Consider the following 17403-nt stretch of genomic DNA (forward strand, 5'->3'; position numbering starts at 1 on the left):
AGTCCACGACACACACATCGAGTACGACCCGCGAGGAGATGAGACGCAATGGTGACCACACTCCTGTTCATACTGGGCCTGGTCCTGGTTCTGGCAGGGATCGGGCGGACGGTGCGCTACCCGGGACTGCCGTTCGACGTGGAGCCGGCGTTCGCCCGCCACGTCGTGAACGGCGTGGTGATCCTCTGGCACATCGGCCAGGCCAACGCGGACCGACTGGACCGAATGGACCGGACGGCCGGAAGCGCCGACCGCACTCCGATCGCGCACTGACCTCCGCCGTCGCCCGACGTGGCAGGCCGACCCGCCCGGGATCCGGCCTGCCACGGGCACGCCCCGACGCGTTCACCGGTAATGGACCGCGAGTCCGGACCTGCCGGGGCCGAGTTCGGGCCGGAGCACCAGGTTCTCGTCGTAGCCGCCGTCGTGTTCGCTCCGGTACGGCAGCGGCTCGTCACAGGCGAGTCCGGACAGCCGGTGCCGAAGCCGCGCCACGGCGCGAGTCGCGGCGGCCTCGTCGGCGCGGTCGGCGCCGTGGATCGCCAGGGGCGGCAGTGCCGCCATGCCCATGTACCAGAACACCCCGTGGTGCAGGGGGAACAGCACATCGTGGAGATCGCCGTGAATGCCGCGGGGACCGAACGAGCTCTCCCTGGCGCCGATCGTCGTCACCACGAGACCACGTTTGCCCGCCAGCTCGCCGTCGCCGTAGCGGCGGACACGGCCCGTCGCCGGATCGGTGACCCCGAATCCGAAGCCGTGCACCAGCACGCGGTCCAGCCAGCCCTTGAGGATCGCGGGCGGGCCGAGCCACCACAGCGGGAACTGCAGCACCACCGCGTCCGCCCAGCGGAGCTTCTCCTGTTCGGCCGCGATGTCGGCGCTGAGTTCACCCGCGTCGTAGGCGCGCCGGGACGCCGGTCCCACCCGTAGTCGGCAGGCCGGGTCGTGTCCGAAGTCGGCCGCGCTCACCACGGGGTTCCACCGCATCGCGTACAGGTCGGACACGGTCACGGCGTGGCCGGACTCCACCAGCGCACGCCTGCCCTCGGTGGCGAGCATGCCGCCGAGCGACCGCGGTTCGGGATGAGCGTGAATCCACAGTACGTTCATGCCCACCAGCCTCGACCGGTCCACTTTTGCAGTCCAGTGGCTGAAAGCCAGTCTTCGTAAGAATCAGGCCACATCGCCGGGAACACCGGGACGCCGCGTCGCCGTGCCGCCGACCCGGTCGTGGACCTCGGCGCCGGCCGACCCGATGCGCCAGAGGACCGCCACGCCGGTCACGACGTGACGGGCGAACGTCGGCTCCACGTCGAACGGAAGTCCCGGGTGGCGCACCGCCCGCCCGATCCCTCCAACACCAGGACCAGGCTCGTCACGAACAGAAGTGTGATCACCGCGTGTCTCCTCACGGATCGTCGCCGGGTAGCTGTCCCGAGTCAGGGTGCGCCGGATCGAGCATCGAAGTAAGTGACCGGAAGGCCACTATGTGAAAGAATCCGGCCATGACAGGACAGGCGGAATCGCCACCCGAGACGAACCGGTCACCCGAGGCAGGACTGCGCCGAGACCGGCCGCACCGCGTCGCCGTGCTCGTGCGCCCCGGGGTCATGCCGCTCGAACTCGGCCTCGTTCACCAGTTGTTCGGTTCGGCCCGCCGACCGTCCGGCCCCGGCGCGGGTTCCCCGCTGTACGACGTCGTGACCTGCGCGACCGAACCGGGCCTGGTTCCGACCGACGCCGATTTCCCCATCCACGTCTCCCACGGATCCGAGGTGATCGACGGTGCGGGCACGGTGGTGGTCCCCGCGTCGGAGGGTCCGGGGCAGCCGGAGACGGGCGGTCCGCTGAGCCCGGCACTGGCGGCCGCGCTCGCCCGGATCGGGCCCGGCACCCGTATCGCCTCGATCTGCACCGGCGCGTTCGTGCTCGCCGCAGCGGGGCTGCTCGACGGCCGCCGCGCCACGACCCATTGGCGGTCCGCCGAGGCCTTCCGCAGCCGGTTCCCGCACCTCGACCTGGACCCCGACGTGCTGTTCACCGACGGCGGGGACGTCCTGACCTCCGCAGGCGAGGCCGCGGGTATCGACCTGTGCCTCCATCTGATCCGACGCGACCACGGCGCGGCGGTCGCGGCCGACGTGGCCCGGCGGACGGTCGTGCCGCCGCACCGCGAGGGAGGACAGGCTCAGTACGTGGCGCAACCGGTGCCCGAGGCGGGCGGCACCTCCACCGCGGCGGCGCGGGAATGGGCGCTGGAACATCTCGAGCGGCCCGTGTCGTTACGCGAGCTGGCGGACCGCTCGTCGATGAGCGTGCGCACGTTCACCCGCCGCTTCCGCGCCGAGGCCGGGTGCTCCCCCGGCCGGTGGCTGACCCGGCAACGCGTCGAACGCGTCCGGGTGCTGCTCGAGGAGACGGACCGGCCGGTCGACGTGATCGCCGGGGACGTGGGCTTCGGCACGGGCGCCTCGCTGCGGGCGCACTTCCGTGATGTGGTCGGCGTCTCCCCCGGCGTGTACCGCGCCACGTTCCGGGGCGGAATGCCACAGGACTGACAAGCGTTGTCATAACGGAAAGAGGTGACAACGATTGGCAGAAGCCACCAAGACCCCGACCCGCCGCACGCGCGCAACGGGCAGCGGCGAGGCAGACGCCGACCTGGTCCGTGTCTACCTCGACGAGATCGGTAGGACGCCGCTGCTGACCGCCGAGCAGGAGATCGATCTGGCCAAGCGCATCGAGGCAGGCGTCTACGCCGCGGAACTGCTCCGCCGGGCCGACCGCGGTCACGAGGACCACGACGGCACCGCCGCCACCTCGACGAGCCGGCACGGCGCCGCCACCCCGACGACGCCGTCCGGATCCACGGAGCCGCCCGGGTCGACGGAGTTGCCCGCCGACCGGCGTGACCTGGAGCAGATCGTGCGGGACGGCGAGGCGGCGAAGGACCACATGGTGCAGGCGAACCTGCGACTGGTGGTCACGGCTGCGCGCAAGAACCGCAACTCCAACCTCTCCCTCCTCGACGCCGTGCAGGAGGGCAATCTCGGCCTGATCCACGCGGTCGAGAAGTTCGACTACGCCAAGGGCTTCAAGTTCTCCACCTACGCCATGTGGTGGATCCGGCAGGCGATCCAGCGCGGCAACGCGTTCTTCAGCGGCACCATCCGGCTGCCCATGCACACGGCCGAGCAGATCGCCAAGCTCGACCGGTTGCAACGCACCCTGGAGGCACAGGGGCGGCACAACCTGTCGGTGGAGGAACTGGCGCAGGCCGCTGACATGTCGGTCGAGCGCGTCCTGGCGCTGAGGCAGGCGGGACAGAGCACGGCCAGTCTCGACGTCCCGGTGGACGACGACGGTGAGCTGACCCTCGGCGACCTGGTCACGGCGGGCTCGGTGCCCGGCGTGAGCGAGTCGCTCGAGCACTCGTCGATGGTCGGCGAGCTCAACGCCGCACTCGAGACACTGCCCGCCCAGGAGGCGACGGTGCTGGCACTGCGGTACGGCCTCACCGACGGCGATCCGCACACCGTGCCGGACATCGCCCGCAGGCTGGGACTGACGCGCAAACGGGTCCGCTCGCTCGAGGAGCGCGGCCTGTCCCAGCTCCGCTCGGACAGCCACGGGTCGCTGCTGGCCTGGGCCGGCTGACGAGCGATTCACCGCGGCCCGCCTCCGGCGTCCACCCCGCGCCGGAGGCGGCGGCCCCGGGCCCGCGCGCACCGGGTCGAGCACCACGAGCCCGGCGAACACCTCCGGGCGATCGACGGTCCCGCAAGCCGAACGGCGAATCACCGTGCCGGACAGGCCCTGCGGGCCTACGATCGGTGCGTGCAGCTGCCCGTGATGCCGCCGGTCCGGCCGATGCTCGCCACGCTGGTGCGTGAGCTCCCCCGCGAACCCGGCCTGTACTACGAACCCAAGTGGGACGGGTTCCGGTGCATCGTGTTCCGCGACGGCGGCGAGGTCGAGCTCGGTTCCCGCAACGACCGGCCGTTGACACGGTACTTCCCCGAGCTGGTCGACCTGCTCGCCGAGGCGCTGCCGCCGCGCTGTGTCGTCGACGGCGAGATCGTGATCGTCGGCGAGGACGGGTTGGACTTCGACGCCCTCCAGCAACGCCTCCACCCGGCGGCGTCCCGGGTGCGCAAGCTCGCGACGGAGACGCCGGCCGGTTTCGTGGCGTTCGACCTGCTGGCCCTCGGCGACGAGGACCTCACCGAGGAGCCGTTCTCCGCACGTCGCGCGCGATTGGAGGACATCCTCGACACCGCGCGGGCGCGCGTGCATCTGACGCCGCTGACCGGCGACGCCGGCGTCGCGGAGGACTGGTTCACCCGGTTCGAGGGAGCCGGCTTCGACGGTGTCATGGTCAAGGCGGCCGACGACCCGTACCGGCAGGACAAGCGCACCATGCGCAAGGTCAAGCACGAACGCACGGCCGACTGTGTCGTGGCCGGATTCCGCCGGCACAAGGACGGCGAGGGCGTCGGCTCGTTGCTGTTGGGCCTCTACGACGAGGCGGGCACGCTGCACCACGTCGGTGTGGCCAGCAGCTTCACCGCGGCACGCAGGCGCGAACTGGCCGCCGAGCTGGAGCCGCTCCGGTCCGGCGCGCTGGACGGGCATCCGTGGCGCGACTGGGCCGACCCCGCGGCGCAGGCCGCCCACGGCGGACGGATGCCGGGTGGGCAGAGCCGGTGGAGCGCGGGCAAGGACCTGTCGTGGGAGCCGCTGCGGATCGAACGGGTCGCCGAGGTGCGGTACGAGCACCTGCAGGCGGGCCGGTTCCGCCACGGCGGCAGGCTGGTGCGGTTCCGGCCCGACCGCGAGCCCGCCTCCTGCACGTACGCCCAGCTGGAGGAAGTGCCGCCCGCCGAACTGACGGCCCTGTTCGACGAGGCGGCTCCGGCATGAGCCCGGCGGCGAAGGACTCCGTCACCGTCGAGGTCCCGGGGCCGGACGGGCGGGCCACGCCGGTCACGATCTCCAGTCCGGGAAAGGTGTTCTTCGCCGAACGCGGCGAGACGAAACTCGACCTGGTGCACTACTACGAGTCGGTCGCGGAGCCGCTGCTGGCCACGCTCGGCGGCAGACCGCTGCTGATGGAGCGCTACCCCAACGGCGCGAGCGGGAAATCGTGGTTCCAGAAACGCGTGCCGGCGTCGGTGCCGGACTGGCTCACCACGACCGTCGTGGCCACGCCGAACGGTACGACCAGTGACGCGCTCGTGGCCGCCGACCTCGCGCACGTGCTGTGGGCGGTGAACCTGGGGTGTCTGGGTTTTCACGTCTGGCCGTACCTCGCCGCGGCCCCGGAGGTCGCCGACGAGCTGCGGATCGACCTCGACCCCTCCCCCGGCGTCACGTTCGCCCAGGTGCGCGAGGCGGCCGTGCGGACCCGCACGCTGCTCGGCGAGCTCGGTATCGATCCGGTCATCAAGACGACGGGCTCGCGTGGGCTGCACCTGTACGTGCGCCTCGAACCGCGGTGGGACAGCTACGCCGTGCGCGCCGCCGCCGTCGCCCTCGCGCGCGAGCTGGAACGCCGCCACCCGGAGCTGATCACCGCGCAGTGGTGGAAGGAGGAGCGCGGCCGGCGCGTGTTCGTCGACTTCAACCAGAACGCACCGCACAAGACCGTGTTCGGTGCCTGGTGCGTCCGTCCCGCGCCGAACGCCCCGGTGTCGGCGCCGATCGCCTGGGACGAACTGGCCGACGTCGACCCGCGTGACCTCACGATCGCGACCGTTCCCGGCATGGTGGCCGACCGCGGTGATCCGTGGGCCGGTGTCGGCGAGCGGCCGCAGTCGCTCGAACCACTGCTGGAGATGTCGCGGCGGGACCTGGCGTCGGGCCTGATGGACGCGCCGTGGCCGCCGGTCTATCCCAAACAGCCCGGCGAACCACCGCGGGTGGCGCCGAGCAGGGCCAAGAAGACCTGATCCGCCGCGCCGGACCGGACCCCCGCGTCGCCGGTCACCGGGATCGGGTGCGGCGGCCGCTCTCCTTCTCCAGCGCGTCGACCAGCTCGCTCTTGTTCATGGTCGAACGGCCTTCCACGCCCAGTTCCTTGGCGCGTTCGTAGAGATGCTGCTTGCTGGCGTTGGCGTCGACGCCGCCCGCGGTCTTGTACTGCCGTTTCCGGCCCGCGCCGCCCTTGTCGGCCTGCTTGTCGGAGGGACCCTTGCCGCTCTTGGGTTTCCACCGGTCGCCGACCTTCTCGTAGCTGTGCTTCAGCGCGGCGAACGCCGTCTGATGGGCCCGCCGGCCCTCGCCGTACTCCTCGACGGCCGAATCGTGCGCCTTGATCCACGTGCGCTGCGCCTTCTCCGGCGACCGCCGCACCGTGTCGGGAAGTTCCTGACGTCCGGGCATCACCGCACCTCCTTGCCGTCTCCGTCCCGAGTTCTACCCGCGCCGCGCCGGAGCAAACGTTGCGACCACTCGTCACGGCCGGTCGCGGTAGCCGGGGTTGGCTACCGCGAGCCGGTCGGCGACGGCCCCGCGGACGACGTCGAGCACGGTCTCGTCGAACGGGTCCAGGTCCCCGCGCCGCAGCGCCGCGGCGAGCCCGCGGGAGTCGGTCACCCCGAGCGCGGCCAGCCTGCGGTCGTGGCGCTCCTGCTGTGCGAGGCCGAGGGCGAGCTCGCGCTGCACCATGCCGAGCACGTTCGCGGCCACCCGGGCGTGGTAGCCGCCGTCGGCGCCGAGATGCTCGCGTACCGCGTCCAGGAGTTCGGACGCGGTCGGCCTGCCGTGCAGGTCGGGCGCCGCGGGTGGGGCCACCGGATCGGGTTCGGCACGGTCGGACTCAGGAGGGCCGGGTTCGGCGGGCTCGGCGCCGAGGAGGAGCAGCAGGTCGTGCTCCTGTTCGGACACCCGGCGTCCCACCGCGGCGAGTTCGACCGATCGGGTGCTGCCGGTCAGGTGGCGCCGGGCCTGCATCCCGCACATGACCGCCCACTTGGCCGTGCCGTAGACCTCCCACCAGTGGAGCGTCTCCTCGTCCGGCCGGAATCCGGCGACCTCGGCGTACCCGTCGAGCAGCTCCGCGCGGGAGCCGAATCCGCCGACCGGGTCGGGCGCGCCGAACCGCCACGCCTTCACGCACAGCCAGCCGAGGTCCTCCATCGGGTCGCCGCGGTGCACCAGTTCCCAGTCCAGCACCGCGCGGAGGCCGTCGGGGCCGACGATGAGGTTGCCGTTGCGGAAGTCGCCGTGCACCAGCGTGTCCCCGGCCGGCGCGGGCCGATGCCGGTGCAGCCACCGCAGGGCGATCTCCACGGTCGGCAACGGTTCGTCGAGCGCGTCGCAGTGCTCGGTGAGCCAGTCCAGCGGGTCCGGCGCAGGCAGCCGGGGAACCTCGCCTGCCGGGACGCGGTGGATCCGCGCCAGCACCCGGCCCAGCTCGGCGGCCAGCCCGGCCCGCGCCCGCGCGTAGTCGTCGCCGCGCAGCAGCCGCCGGGGAATCGTCTCGCCGTCGACGTGCTCGGTGATCAGGTACGGCGCGCCGAGCCCGCTGCCGTCGGCGCCGTCCGCAACGCCCCCGGTGCCGTGGTCGACCAACGCGGGCACCGGAACGCCCTGCCGCCGGGCCGCGGGCAGCACGGCGGCCTCCCGCGCCATCGTCTCGGGATCCGGCAGCCCCGGCGGGTCGCGGCGCAGCACGAGCCGCACCGGTCCGGCGCCGGACGTGGTGGCGTCGAACGTCCATGTCTCCCGGCTCGCGCCGGTCGACAGCCGCCGTGGTTCGCCGACCTCCACGTCCTGGCCCCACACCGCGCCGAGCCGGAGTGCGAGCCGGGCGGCGAGGTCCTCCGGCGTCATGCCCGCCTGCGCGGGCCCGCGTAGCCGAACAGGTATCCGGCGACCTTGCGCATCTGCACCTCCTCCGACCCCTCGGTGATGCGGTACCGCCGGTGGTGGCGGTAGATGTGCTCGAACGGTGTGTGCCGCGTGTACCCGAGTCCGCCGTGCACCTGCATCGCCCGGTCGGCGGCCTCGCACACCAGACGGTTCGCCCGGTAGTTGCACATCGACACCTTGTCGCTGATCTCGTCCGCGGGCATCCGGTCGAGCTCCCACGCGGTCTTGTGGACCAGGGTGCGGACCAGTTCGGCGTCGGTCTGCAGTTCGACGAGCGGCCACTGGATCGCCTGCCGGGACGCGAGCGGCCTGCCGAACGCCACCCGTTCCCTGGCGTAGCCGACGCTGGCGTCGATGCAGTACTGGGCCGCGCCCACCCCGGAGGCTGCCTGCCGGATGCGGTTCTCGTGCACGAAGTGCTGCGCCAGCGCCAGTCCCTCGTCGACCTGTCCGAAGACCGCGTCGTCGGGCACCCACACGTCCCGGAGTGTCACCTCGGCGTGGTCGGTGGGCATGTTGAACGTCCACCAGTGGAAGTCGACCGCGAAGCCCGGAGTGCCGGTGGGGACGATGAACGCCGTGATCCCGTGGGCCGAACCGTCCTCACCGGACGTGCGGGCGAAGATCACGTCGTGGGTGGCGGTGTGCAGTCCGGTGTTGAACCGCTTCTGCCCGTTGAGGATCCATCCCCCGTCGGCGCCCCGGACGGCCGTCGTCTCGAGCCACGTGGCGTCGCTGCCGTGCCCCGGTTCGGTCAGGCCGAACGCGATCCGCGCCTCACCGGTGATACCGGCCTCGAGGAACTCCTCCCGCTGCGCGTCGGTGCCGAACTCGAGCAGCATGTGCACCAGCGGGAAATTGCCCACGACCGAGGACTCGTTCTGCAGGTCGTTGTGCAGCCCCAGCCCGGTCGCCGCGAGATGCTCCCTGATCACGGCCATGTCCAGATTGGACCCGCCGCTGCCGCCCGCCTCCTTCGGCAGGCCGTATCGCAGCCAGCCCGCCCGGTCGGCGCGGCGGGCCATCTCGGCGAGCAGCTCCTCCCACTCCGGGTTGGGCGTCCCGCCCGCCTCCAGGTCGGTGCGGGCGAACTCGCGGCGGTGGTCGAAGAAGCGTTCGTTGTCGTCGCTGTGCTGCAGGGGTGCGATCTCGTCGGCGACGAACTCGTCGAGTTCCGCCAGGAGCCGGTGCAGCCGCTCGGGCAACGCGAAATCCATGACACTCCTTCGTGTCTCGGTGCGGTGTCTCGGTGGGGATCCACGGCGCCGCCGTGGCGACCGCGGCGGGCGGTACGGGGCCCGCACCGCCCGCCGCCCGTTCAGGCCGGGTCGGTGAACCGGGGCGCACGCTCGGCCTGCGCGGCGCGTACGGCCTCGACCTGGTTGGGACTGCCGATGAGACGCCGGATCGCGGTCTGCTCGGCGGCGAAGCCCTCGGCGAGGCCGGTGCGGCCCGCCAGGTTCAGCAGCCGCTTGGCGTCCCGGACGGCGTCGGGGTTCTTCCCGGCAACGTCCTCGGCGAGTGCCAGTGCCGCGGTGAGCGGATCGTCCTCGGTGCGGGTGACCAGGCCGAGCCGGTCGGCCTCCGCGGCGTCGACGACGCGGCCGGTGAGCGTCAGCTCCATCGCGACGTCGCGGCCGACGAGTTCCGGCAGCACCTGGGTGCCGGTCATGTCGGGTACGAGTCCCCAGGCGATCTCCCTGACCGACAGCCGCGCGTCCGGGGCGGCCAGCCGGATGTCGGCGCCGAGCGCGATCTGCAGTCCGCCGCCGTAGGCGTGCCCGTGCAGCGCGGCGATCACCGGCACGGGCAACTCCGTCCACACGTGGGCCGCCCGCTGGCCGAGCGCCCGTGCCGGTCCGGCTGCGGGACCGGGTCCCTCCGGCAGGGCGTGCTCACCGGTGACCATCTCGTCGAACGCCGCGACGTCGAGTCCCGCGCAGAACGACCGGCCGTTGCCCGACAGCACGACGGCGCGAACCGACGAGTCGCCGCGCAGCTGCTCACCCACCCGCACGAGGCCGGTGAACATCGCGGGATCGAGCGCGTTGCGTTTGTCGGGCCGGTCGAGGCGGACGTCGGCGATGCCGGCGCGGACGGTGCACGACACCCGTTCGCCCGTGTCGTGCCGCGCGCCTCCCCGGACCGTCGGCGCGTCACCCATCGTCACGGGCCTCCCCACTCACCGGTGAACTCGGGTTCGGTCTTGTTCCGGAACGCCTCGAACGCCGCCCGCGCGTCGGTCGTGCCGAAGTTGACGGCCTGCGCCCGGGCCTCGCTCTCCAGCGCCTCGCGGAGCGTCGCGTCGACGCCCTCGTTGAGCAGCGCCTTCGTCTGGGCGAGCGCGACCGGCGGTCCCGCGGCGAGCGCGGCCGCCGTGTCGTCCACGAACGCGTCGAGTTCTGCCGCAGGCTTCACCCACGTGACCAGTCCGAGCCGCTCGGCCTCCTCCGCGCCGACGAAATCGGCCAGCAGCGCGATGCGTTTCGCCTGTTGCAGCCCGACGAGTTTGGGCAACAGCCACGACCCTCCGAAGTCGAGGGACAGGCCGCGCTTGGCGAAGATCTGACTGAATCGTGCCCGGTCGGAGGCCGCGACCAGGTCACAGCCGAGGGCCAGGTTCCAGCCCGCGCCGACGGCGACGCCGTCGACCTTCGCGATCGTCGGCGTCTCCAGCTCGTGCAGTGTGACGGCCGTGCGGTTGACCAGGTGCATGCGCCGCAGCGGATGCAGCCCCGACTCCACGGACAGGTCGGCGCCCGCGCAGAAGTCGCCGTCTGCGCCGGTGAGCACGATGGCCCGGGTGCGCTCGTCGGCGTCGGCCTCCCGGAGCCGTTCGGCCAGCAGCGGCCACGTGCCCGTGTCGATCGCGTTCTTGCGGTGCGGGCGGTTGAGCGTGATCGTCGTGACGGCGTCGCTGTGGGACACCAGTACGGTCGGTTCGTCCACGGATTTCCTTCCGGTACTCGGGTCGGGCGGTGCGGCCCGGTTGCCGCTCCGCCTGCCCGGCCGCGGCCACGCCGCCGCCGGTGGGGTCTCAGAGGGACAGTGCGTCCGCCAGCCGCGCGCGGTGCTCGGCGGGTGTGCCCAGCAGCAGTTCGGAGGTCTTGGCGCGCTTGTAGTACAGGTGCGCGTCGTGTTCCCAGGTGTAGCCGATGCCGCCGTGCAGTTGCAGCCCGGAGGCCGCGGTGTCGAACGCGGCGGGGCCGAGCACGACCTGCGCCAAGGCCGCGGCCTCCGGCAACGCGGCCGGGTCGTGGTCGGCCGTCCACGCCGCGTGCCACAGCACCGCCTCGGCCTGCTCGCACGAGGCGTACAAGTCGGCGCAGGCGTGCTTGACGGCCTGCTGGGACCCGATGGGCCTGCCGAACTGCACGCGCACCGTCGCGTGGTCGACCGTGTCGTCGAGTACCCGCCGCATGCCGCCGAGCTGTTCCGCGGCGAGCGCCACGGCCGCGCGTTGCCACACCGCTTCCAGCACCGCGGCGGGGTCGTCACACGGCACCTGCCGCGCCGACGTCCCGGCGAACTCGGCCCGCGCCATCCGCCGGGTCGGGTCGAGCGTCCGCGACGGCCGCCACGACACCGCACCACCGTCGACGACGAACCAGCCGTGGTCGGTGTGGACCAGAACGTGATCGGCGGTGCCGCCGTCGACCACGAACGCCGCCTCACCGACGAGCCGCCAGTGGTCACCGTCCCGCGTCGCTCGCACGCTCTCGGCCGCCGAGCCCCACCGGCCGCCCGGGTCCGCCACGGCCACCGCGGCGGTCTGCCGTCCCGCGGCGATCCCCGGCAGCAGCTCCTCGGCCAGGGTGTCGTCCCCGAGCGCCAGCACGACGTCGGTCGCGAGCACGGCCGACGACAGGTACGGCACCGGTGCCAGCGCCGCACCCAGTTCGGCCAGCACGACACAGCGTTCGACGTGGCCGGCCTCCGACCCGCCGAGCCGGTCGGGTGTGAGCAGCCCGGTCACGCCGAGTTCCGCCAACCGTGTCCACAGCCGGCGGTCGATACCCGGGCCGTCGTCGGCCATGACCTCGCGGACCCGCTGCGGTGGGCAGTGGTCGGCGAGCAGGGCGCGCACGCTCTCGGCCAGTCTGGTCTGTTCCTCGTCGAGCAGCAGTCGCATCTCCCGATTCACCTCGCCTGGGTGCCGACGCGCAGCTCCCGGAACGGCACGTCGCGGTCGACCCGGGGTTCCTTCGGCAGTCCGAGCACGCGGTCGCCGAGGATGCCGCGCTGGATCTGGTTCGTGCCGCCGGCGATGCTGGACGCGGGCGTCGCGTTGATCGCCAGCGCCAGCTCGTCACCCGACGCGTCGGTGGGGTCCCAGGCGATCGCGCGGGGACCCACCACGAGTCCCGCCACCCGCACCGCCTGCCACAGCAGCTGCGCGCCGGCAAGCTTCGCCACCGACCCGCGCGCACCCGGCGCGATGCCTGCGTCGCTCTGCTGCCGGAGCCGGGAGTTGAACAGCGCCAGCTTCCGTTCGGCCGCGTACAACTCGGCCAGTTCCGCGCGCACGACCGGATCGTCGGCCACGCCCCGTGCGCGGGCGGCCTCGCGCAGGTTGGCGAACGTCATGGGGTCGTACCGGCGGCGAACGGCGCCGCCGATGGACACGCGCTCGTGCCCCAGCATCGTCACCGCGGCCGACCAGCCCGCGTCGACCTCGCCGATCACCGCGTCGGCCGGGATCCGCACGTCGTCGAAGTACACCTCGTTGAACGGCGCCGCGCCGGTCATGTCCTGCAACGGCCGTACGGTCACGCCGGGGGCACGCATGTCGACGACGAACATCGTCAGCCCCCTGTGCTTGACGACGTCCGGATCGGTGCGGGCCAGCAGCGCACCGAAGTCGGCGTACTGCGCACCCGAGGTCCACACCTTCTGGCCGTTGACGACCCAGGAGTCACCGTCCCGCACGGCGCGCGTCTGCAGGCTCGCGACGTCCGACCCCGCACCGGGCTCGGAGAACAGCTGGCACCAGATCTCCTCGCCACGAAGCAACGGCGGCAGGTACCGCGTCTTCTGCTCGTGGGTCCCGAGATCCACCAGGGTCGGGCCGCACATGCCCATGCTGATCAGGAACACACCGGTCGGCAGGTCGTAGCCGGCCGCCTCCTCGTGGAAGACCTGCTGCTCGGCGGCGGACAGCCCCTGGCCGCCGTACTCGACGGGCCAGGTGATCCCCGCCAGGCCCGCGTCGTACAGCGCCGCCTGGAACCGCCGGGCCGCGGCGAGCTGCTCCTCGGTCGGCGCGCTCTCGCTCGCCTCCGGGACGCGGTCGTCCCCGGAAGGCGCGTGCTCGGCCAGCCAATCGCGGACCCGCCGGCGAAACCCGTCCGTTCGGGGGCCCGTGGCCCGGAGCTCCCTCGTCATCGCCCTCCTTCACCCCGCGGCGACGGCATAACGCGCCGTGAGCTTGTGCTTGACCAGTTTTCCGGTGGGCGTGCGGGGAAGCTCGTCGATGAAGTCGACCGACTGCGGGGCCTTGTAGTGCGCGATCCGGTCCCGGACGTAGGCGAGCAGCTCGTCGGCGAGCTCCGGGCCCGCGTCCACTGTCGATGCCGGTTGGACGACGGCCTTCACCTGCTCGCCCATCTCGTCGTCCGGGACGCCGATGACGGCCACGTCGTAGACGGCCGGATGCAACGTGAGCACGTCCTCCACCTCCTGCGGGTAGATGTTGACGCCGCCGGAGATGATCATGAAGGCCTTGCGGTCCGTGAGGTACAGATAGCCCTCGGAGTCGACGTAGCCGACGTCACCGCTGGTCGCCCAGGTGGGATGCTCGGGATGCTGGGACTCGCGGGTCTTGTCCGGTTCGTTGTGGTACGTGAACGACACCTCGTCGCGTTCGAAGTAGACGGTGCCGATCTCCCCCGCGGGCAGTTCGGTGCCCTCGTCGTCGCAGATGCGCACGACGCCGAGTCCCGCACGACCGACGGATCCCGGGCGCTCGAGCCACTCCTGCGGGGAGATGAAGGTGATCCCGGCACCTTCGGTCGAGGCGTAGTACTCGTAGAGGATCGGCCCCCACCACTCGATCATCGCCTGCTTGACCTCGACCGGGCACGGCGCCGCCGCGTGGATCGCGACCCGGTGGCTGGACAGGTCGTAGCGGCCGCGGGTCTCGTCGGGGAGCTTGAGCATCCGCACGAACATCGTCGGCACCCACTGGCTGTGGGTGACGCCGTAGCGCTCGACGGCGCGCAGCGCGGCCTCGGGCTCGAACTTCTCCATCATCACGAGCGTCCCGCCGACCGCGTGCACGCATGCGCCGTACCGCAGCGGCGCCGCGTGGTAGACCGGCGCGGGTGAGAGGTACGTGATCGTGTCGTCGAAGCCGTACATCAGCTGCACCAACGGCAGCAGCGGATTGCCGGGCTCGTCGATCTGCCGCTCGGGCAGCGTGACCTTGATGCCCTTCGGTCTGCCCGTCGTGCCGGAGGAGTACAGCATGTCGGCACCCGCAGGCTGGTCCGCGGGCCGTTCGGGCGAGGCGGCCGCCAGCGTGGCGTCGTAGTCGTCGTATCCCGCCGCGACGCCGCCGTAGGCCAGCCGCAGCGGGACGTCGACCCGCTCGGCGACCCGCGTGACGAGTTCTCCCAGCGGGGCGGACACGATCAGGGCCTTGGCTTCGGAGTCGGTGACGATGTAGGCGATCTCGTCGGCGGTGAGGTGGCTGTTGACCGCGGTGATGTACAGACCGGAGCGCACGGCGGCCCAGTACACCTCGTAGGCGCGCAGCGAGTTGTCACTGAGCAGGGCCACGGTGTCGCCGCTGCGGAATCCGGCCCCGCGCAAGGCGTTCGCCAGCCGGACCGAGCGCTCCTCGAGTTCGGCATAGGTCAGCCGTTCACCGGAACCCGCCATGATCACGGCGGGCTTGTCCGGTTGGGTGGCGGCGAAGGTACCCGGATACATGACGGCTCCTCCTTGAACCGAGACGTTGCCGTGAGCCTGCCCTGCCCGTCCACGAACAGTCAATGCCGACTGTTCGGCGACCGCCGGCCGGGCTTACGCTGCGGACATGACCGACCGCGCCCGCCCTCCGGACGGAGGGACGACCGGCACGCCGCCGCCCGCCGCGGCCTCCGGCCCCGGCACACGATCGCTGACGGCCCCACCCGCCTCCGGGGAACCGCGGAGCCGGGAGGAACGCAGTGCGGGCAGCCGTGAACTGATCCTCGACGCCGCCGTCGACTGTCTCGTCGACAGTGGCTACGCGGGCGCGTCGACGCTCGCGATCCAGGCCAAGGCGGGCGTGTCCCGCGGCCGACTGCTGCACCACTTCCCCTCACGGGACGGGTTGCTCGTCGCCGCGGTGCAGCACCTCGCCGGGCGGCGCCTCAGCGAGACCGAGATTCGCGTGTCCGACGCGCTGTCCGGGCATCCCGACGGCCCCGAACGGGTGGACCGGTGCATCGAACTGCTCTGGGCGACGTTCCACGAGCCGCATTTCTGGGCCGCGGTGGAACTGTGGACGGCCGCGCGCACCAACGAGGCGCTCGCGAGCGCGTTGCGCCCGGCCGAACGGCAGCTGCGCGAGTCGATCCGCGCCGTGACCGATCGCATCTGGAGTCCGTCGGTCCGCGAGCATCCGCGTTACGACGAGTTGCGCGAACTGTTGTTCACCAGCATGCGAGGCGCGGCACTCCCGTACGCCTTCGAAGCGCGGAATCCCATGACCGATCGTCACATCGCCGTCTGGAAATCGACCGCCCGGACACTCCTGTACGGCGAATAGCGATTAACCGTCGCCTTGACCACGACCGCCGCGCCGGGCGACGATGGCGCCGGTCGCACGTGTCACCGTCACGCACCGCCGGTCGCCGTCGACGACGGCGACCCACCCAGGATGGCGAGGTCAACGATGTCCGCACCGTCTGCTGTCACCCCGGATTCCCGCCCTGCCCCCGAGATTCCCCGCATGCTCGGGCGGGGCATGACGATGGGCGACCAGCTCGCCCGGCACGCCCGCACGATCGGGGACGAGCCCGCGTTCGTCTTCGAAGGCACGGTGCGCACCTACCGTGAGCTCGACGCGCGGGTGAGCCGACTCGCCAACGCCCTGCGCAACCGCGGCGTCGGGCAGGGCGACCGGATCGCCGTGCTGGGACTGAACACGCTCGAGGTGATCGAGGCGTTCTTCGCCTCCACCCGTCTCGGCGCCATCTGCGTACCCGTCAACTTCCGCCTCGCGGCCGGGGAGATCGCCTACGTCCTCGGCGACAGCGGCGCCGCGGCCGCCGTGGTGCACGCGCCCCTCGCCGAGACGTACGCGCAGGCGGCGAGCGACCTCGCCGATCCGCCGGTGTGCCTCGTCCACGGCGACGGCGCCGACGGAGCCGTGCCGGGTTCGGTCGACTACGAACAGGCGCTGGCCGCCGCGTCGCCCGAGTTCGACGAGCTGCGCGTCGACGAGCACGACCCGGCGTTCATCATGTACACCTCCGGCACGACGGGGAAGCCGAAAGGCGCGGTGCTGACGCACTTCAACCTCGTCATGCACGCTTTCAGCAACATGGCGACGATCGGCATCACCGGCGAGGACCGGGTGTGGATGGCCGCCGCTCCCCTGTTCCACATCGCGGGCATGTCCGGGCTGCTGCCGACCCTGCTGATGGGCGGGCGCACCGTGCTGTCCCCGTCGGGGCGATTCGACCCGGTGGCGATGCTGGACACGTTCGAGCGCGAACGCGTGTCGTCGGTGTTCCTGGTTCCCGCGCAATGGCAGGCGATCGTCTCGGTGCCGGACATCGACCGGCGCGACCTGTCGTGCCTGAAGAAGATCTCCTGGGGCGCGGCTCCCGCCTCGACGACGCTGCTGCGCACCATCATGGAGAAGTTCCCGCAGGCGGAGCTGTCGACGGCGTTCGGGCAGACCGAGTGCAGTCCGATCACGACGCTGCTGCGCGGCGAGGACTCGCTGCGCAAGATCGGTTCGGTGGGCACGCCGATGCTGAACGTCGAGGTCCGTGTGGTGGACGACGACATGAACGACGTGCCCCGCGGCGAGGTCGGCGAGATCGTGTACCGCAGCCCGATGGTGATGAAGGAGTACTGGAACAAGCCCGCCGAGACCGCGGAGGTGTTCCGCGGCGGCTGGTTCCACTCCGGTGATCTGGTCCGCGAGGACGAGGACGGCTACTTCTACGTCGTCGACCGCAAGAAGGACATGATCATCTCCGGTGGGGAGAACATCTACTGCGCCGAGGTCGAGGACGTGCTCTCCGGCCACCCGAAGATCGCCGAGGTCGCGTTGATCGGTATGGCCGACGAGACGTGGGGCGAGACGCCCCTCGCGGTGCTGGCCCCGCGTGAGGACGGCGACCCGCCGACGGCGGCCGAGCTCGAGGAGTGGTGCACGCAGCGACTGGCCCGCTACAAGCGGCCGCGGAAGCTGGCGGTCGTGCCCGCGTTGCCGCGCAATCCCAGCGGCAAGGTGCTCAAGACGACGCTGCGTGCCGACCGCGACTCCGGGGCCCTGCCGATCGAGTCGGTGTGAACGGGCCT

The 17403-nt window shown here is 71.8% G+C and carries 17 protein-coding genes; 7 read left to right on the top strand and 10 right to left on the bottom strand.

All coding sequences use genetic code 11. The features are described from left to right. Positions 1 to 48 precede the first annotated feature (48 nt). Positions 49 to 273: a hypothetical protein gene (locus LY13_RS06485; protein ID WP_253827366.1), complete on the top strand. Its 225-nt coding sequence runs from the start codon at positions 49 to 51 to the stop codon at positions 271 to 273. Between the two features lie 72 nt (positions 274 to 345). Here the strand turns inward: LY13_RS06485 and LY13_RS06490 are convergent, their stop codons facing one another. Next, the gene (locus LY13_RS06490) at positions 346 to 1113 is read right to left on the bottom strand and encodes an NAD(P)H-dependent oxidoreductase (RefSeq protein ID WP_253827367.1); all 768 of its coding nucleotides are present in this window, start codon (positions 1111 to 1113) and stop codon (positions 346 to 348) included. 63 nt (positions 1114 to 1176) lie between these two features. Next, entirely contained in the window at positions 1177 to 1341 is a 165-nt protein-coding gene (locus LY13_RS06495; RefSeq protein ID WP_253827369.1) for a hypothetical protein, read from the bottom strand. 272 nt (positions 1342 to 1613) lie between these two features. Here LY13_RS06495 and LY13_RS06500 point away from each other — a divergent pair, with 272 nt between their 5' ends. From LY13_RS06500 to ligD, 4 genes are all read left to right on the top strand, one after another. Next, positions 1614 to 2561 (top strand): GlxA family transcriptional regulator, encoded by a 948-nt coding sequence (locus tag LY13_RS06500; RefSeq protein WP_253827585.1) that lies wholly within the window; start codon positions 1614 to 1616, stop codon positions 2559 to 2561. Positions 2562 to 2595: 34 nt separating this feature from the next. Further along, positions 2596 to 3660 carry a sigma-70 family RNA polymerase sigma factor gene (locus LY13_RS06505; RefSeq protein ID WP_253827370.1) on the top strand — a complete coding sequence of 355 codons (1065 nt, stop codon included), beginning with the start codon at positions 2596 to 2598 and terminating at the stop codon, positions 3658 to 3660. A 180-nt stretch (positions 3661 to 3840) separates the two neighbouring features. Next, a complete protein-coding gene (locus tag LY13_RS06510; protein ID WP_253827371.1) occupies positions 3841 to 4926 on the top strand; it encodes an ATP-dependent DNA ligase in 1086 nt (361 codons plus the stop codon). Beyond that, positions 4923 to 5954 carry a non-homologous end-joining DNA ligase gene (gene ligD / locus LY13_RS06515; protein WP_253827372.1) on the top strand — a complete coding sequence of 344 codons (1032 nt, stop codon included), beginning with the start codon at positions 4923 to 4925 and terminating at the stop codon, positions 5952 to 5954. Before LY13_RS06510 ends, ligD begins: the two co-directional genes overlap by 4 nt. 34 nt (positions 5955 to 5988) lie before the next feature. On the opposite strand, the gene LY13_RS06520 is transcribed toward ligD, so the two are convergent. From LY13_RS06520 to LY13_RS06555, 8 genes are all read right to left on the bottom strand, one after another. After that, on the bottom strand, positions 5989 to 6387 hold the full coding sequence (locus LY13_RS06520; RefSeq protein WP_253827373.1) for a ChaB family protein: 399 nt from the start codon (positions 6385 to 6387) through the stop codon (positions 5989 to 5991). 72 nt (positions 6388 to 6459) lie between these two features. Beyond that, complete coding sequence (locus tag LY13_RS06525; RefSeq protein WP_253827374.1) at positions 6460 to 7839, bottom strand: phosphotransferase family protein; 1380 nt, start codon at positions 7837 to 7839, stop codon at positions 6460 to 6462. After that, on the bottom strand, positions 7836 to 9095 hold the full coding sequence (locus LY13_RS06530; protein WP_253827375.1) for an acyl-CoA dehydrogenase family protein: 1260 nt from the start codon (positions 9093 to 9095) through the stop codon (positions 7836 to 7838). The genes LY13_RS06525 and LY13_RS06530 overlap by 4 nt, the downstream gene beginning before the upstream one ends. A 101-nt stretch (positions 9096 to 9196) precedes the next feature. Continuing rightward, the gene (locus tag LY13_RS06535; RefSeq protein WP_253827586.1) at positions 9197 to 10042 is read right to left on the bottom strand and encodes a crotonase/enoyl-CoA hydratase family protein; all 846 of its coding nucleotides are present in this window, start codon (positions 10040 to 10042) and stop codon (positions 9197 to 9199) included. 2 nt (positions 10043 to 10044) lie between these two features. Continuing rightward, positions 10045 to 10827 (bottom strand): enoyl-CoA hydratase/isomerase family protein, encoded by a 783-nt coding sequence (locus LY13_RS06540; protein ID WP_253827376.1) that lies wholly within the window; start codon positions 10825 to 10827, stop codon positions 10045 to 10047. 88 nt (positions 10828 to 10915) lie between these two features. After that, positions 10916 to 12010, bottom strand: coding sequence for an acyl-CoA dehydrogenase family protein (locus LY13_RS06545; protein ID WP_253827377.1), 1095 nt, complete (start codon positions 12008 to 12010; stop codon positions 10916 to 10918). 8 nt (positions 12011 to 12018) lie between these two features. Next, entirely contained in the window at positions 12019 to 13263 is a 1245-nt protein-coding gene (locus LY13_RS06550) for an acyl-CoA dehydrogenase family protein (protein ID WP_253827378.1), read from the bottom strand. A gap of 9 nt (positions 13264 to 13272) precedes the next feature. Next, on the bottom strand, positions 13273 to 14811 hold the full coding sequence (locus LY13_RS06555) for an acyl-CoA synthetase (protein WP_253827379.1): 1539 nt from the start codon (positions 14809 to 14811) through the stop codon (positions 13273 to 13275). Positions 14812 to 14917: 106 nt separating this feature from the next. Here LY13_RS06555 and LY13_RS06560 point away from each other — a divergent pair, with 106 nt between their 5' ends. Further along, positions 14918 to 15634: a TetR/AcrR family transcriptional regulator gene (locus LY13_RS06560; protein ID WP_253827380.1), complete on the top strand. Its 717-nt coding sequence runs from the start codon at positions 14918 to 14920 to the stop codon at positions 15632 to 15634. A gap of 198 nt (positions 15635 to 15832) precedes the next feature. After that, on the top strand, positions 15833 to 17395 hold the full coding sequence (locus LY13_RS06565; protein WP_372493785.1) for a long-chain-fatty-acid--CoA ligase: 1563 nt from the start codon (positions 15833 to 15835) through the stop codon (positions 17393 to 17395). Positions 17396 to 17403 lie beyond the last annotated feature (8 nt).

It is taken from the genome of Prauserella aidingensis, assembly GCF_024171865.1.
GTDB lineage: Bacteria > Actinomycetota > Actinomycetes > Mycobacteriales > Pseudonocardiaceae > Prauserella > Prauserella aidingensis.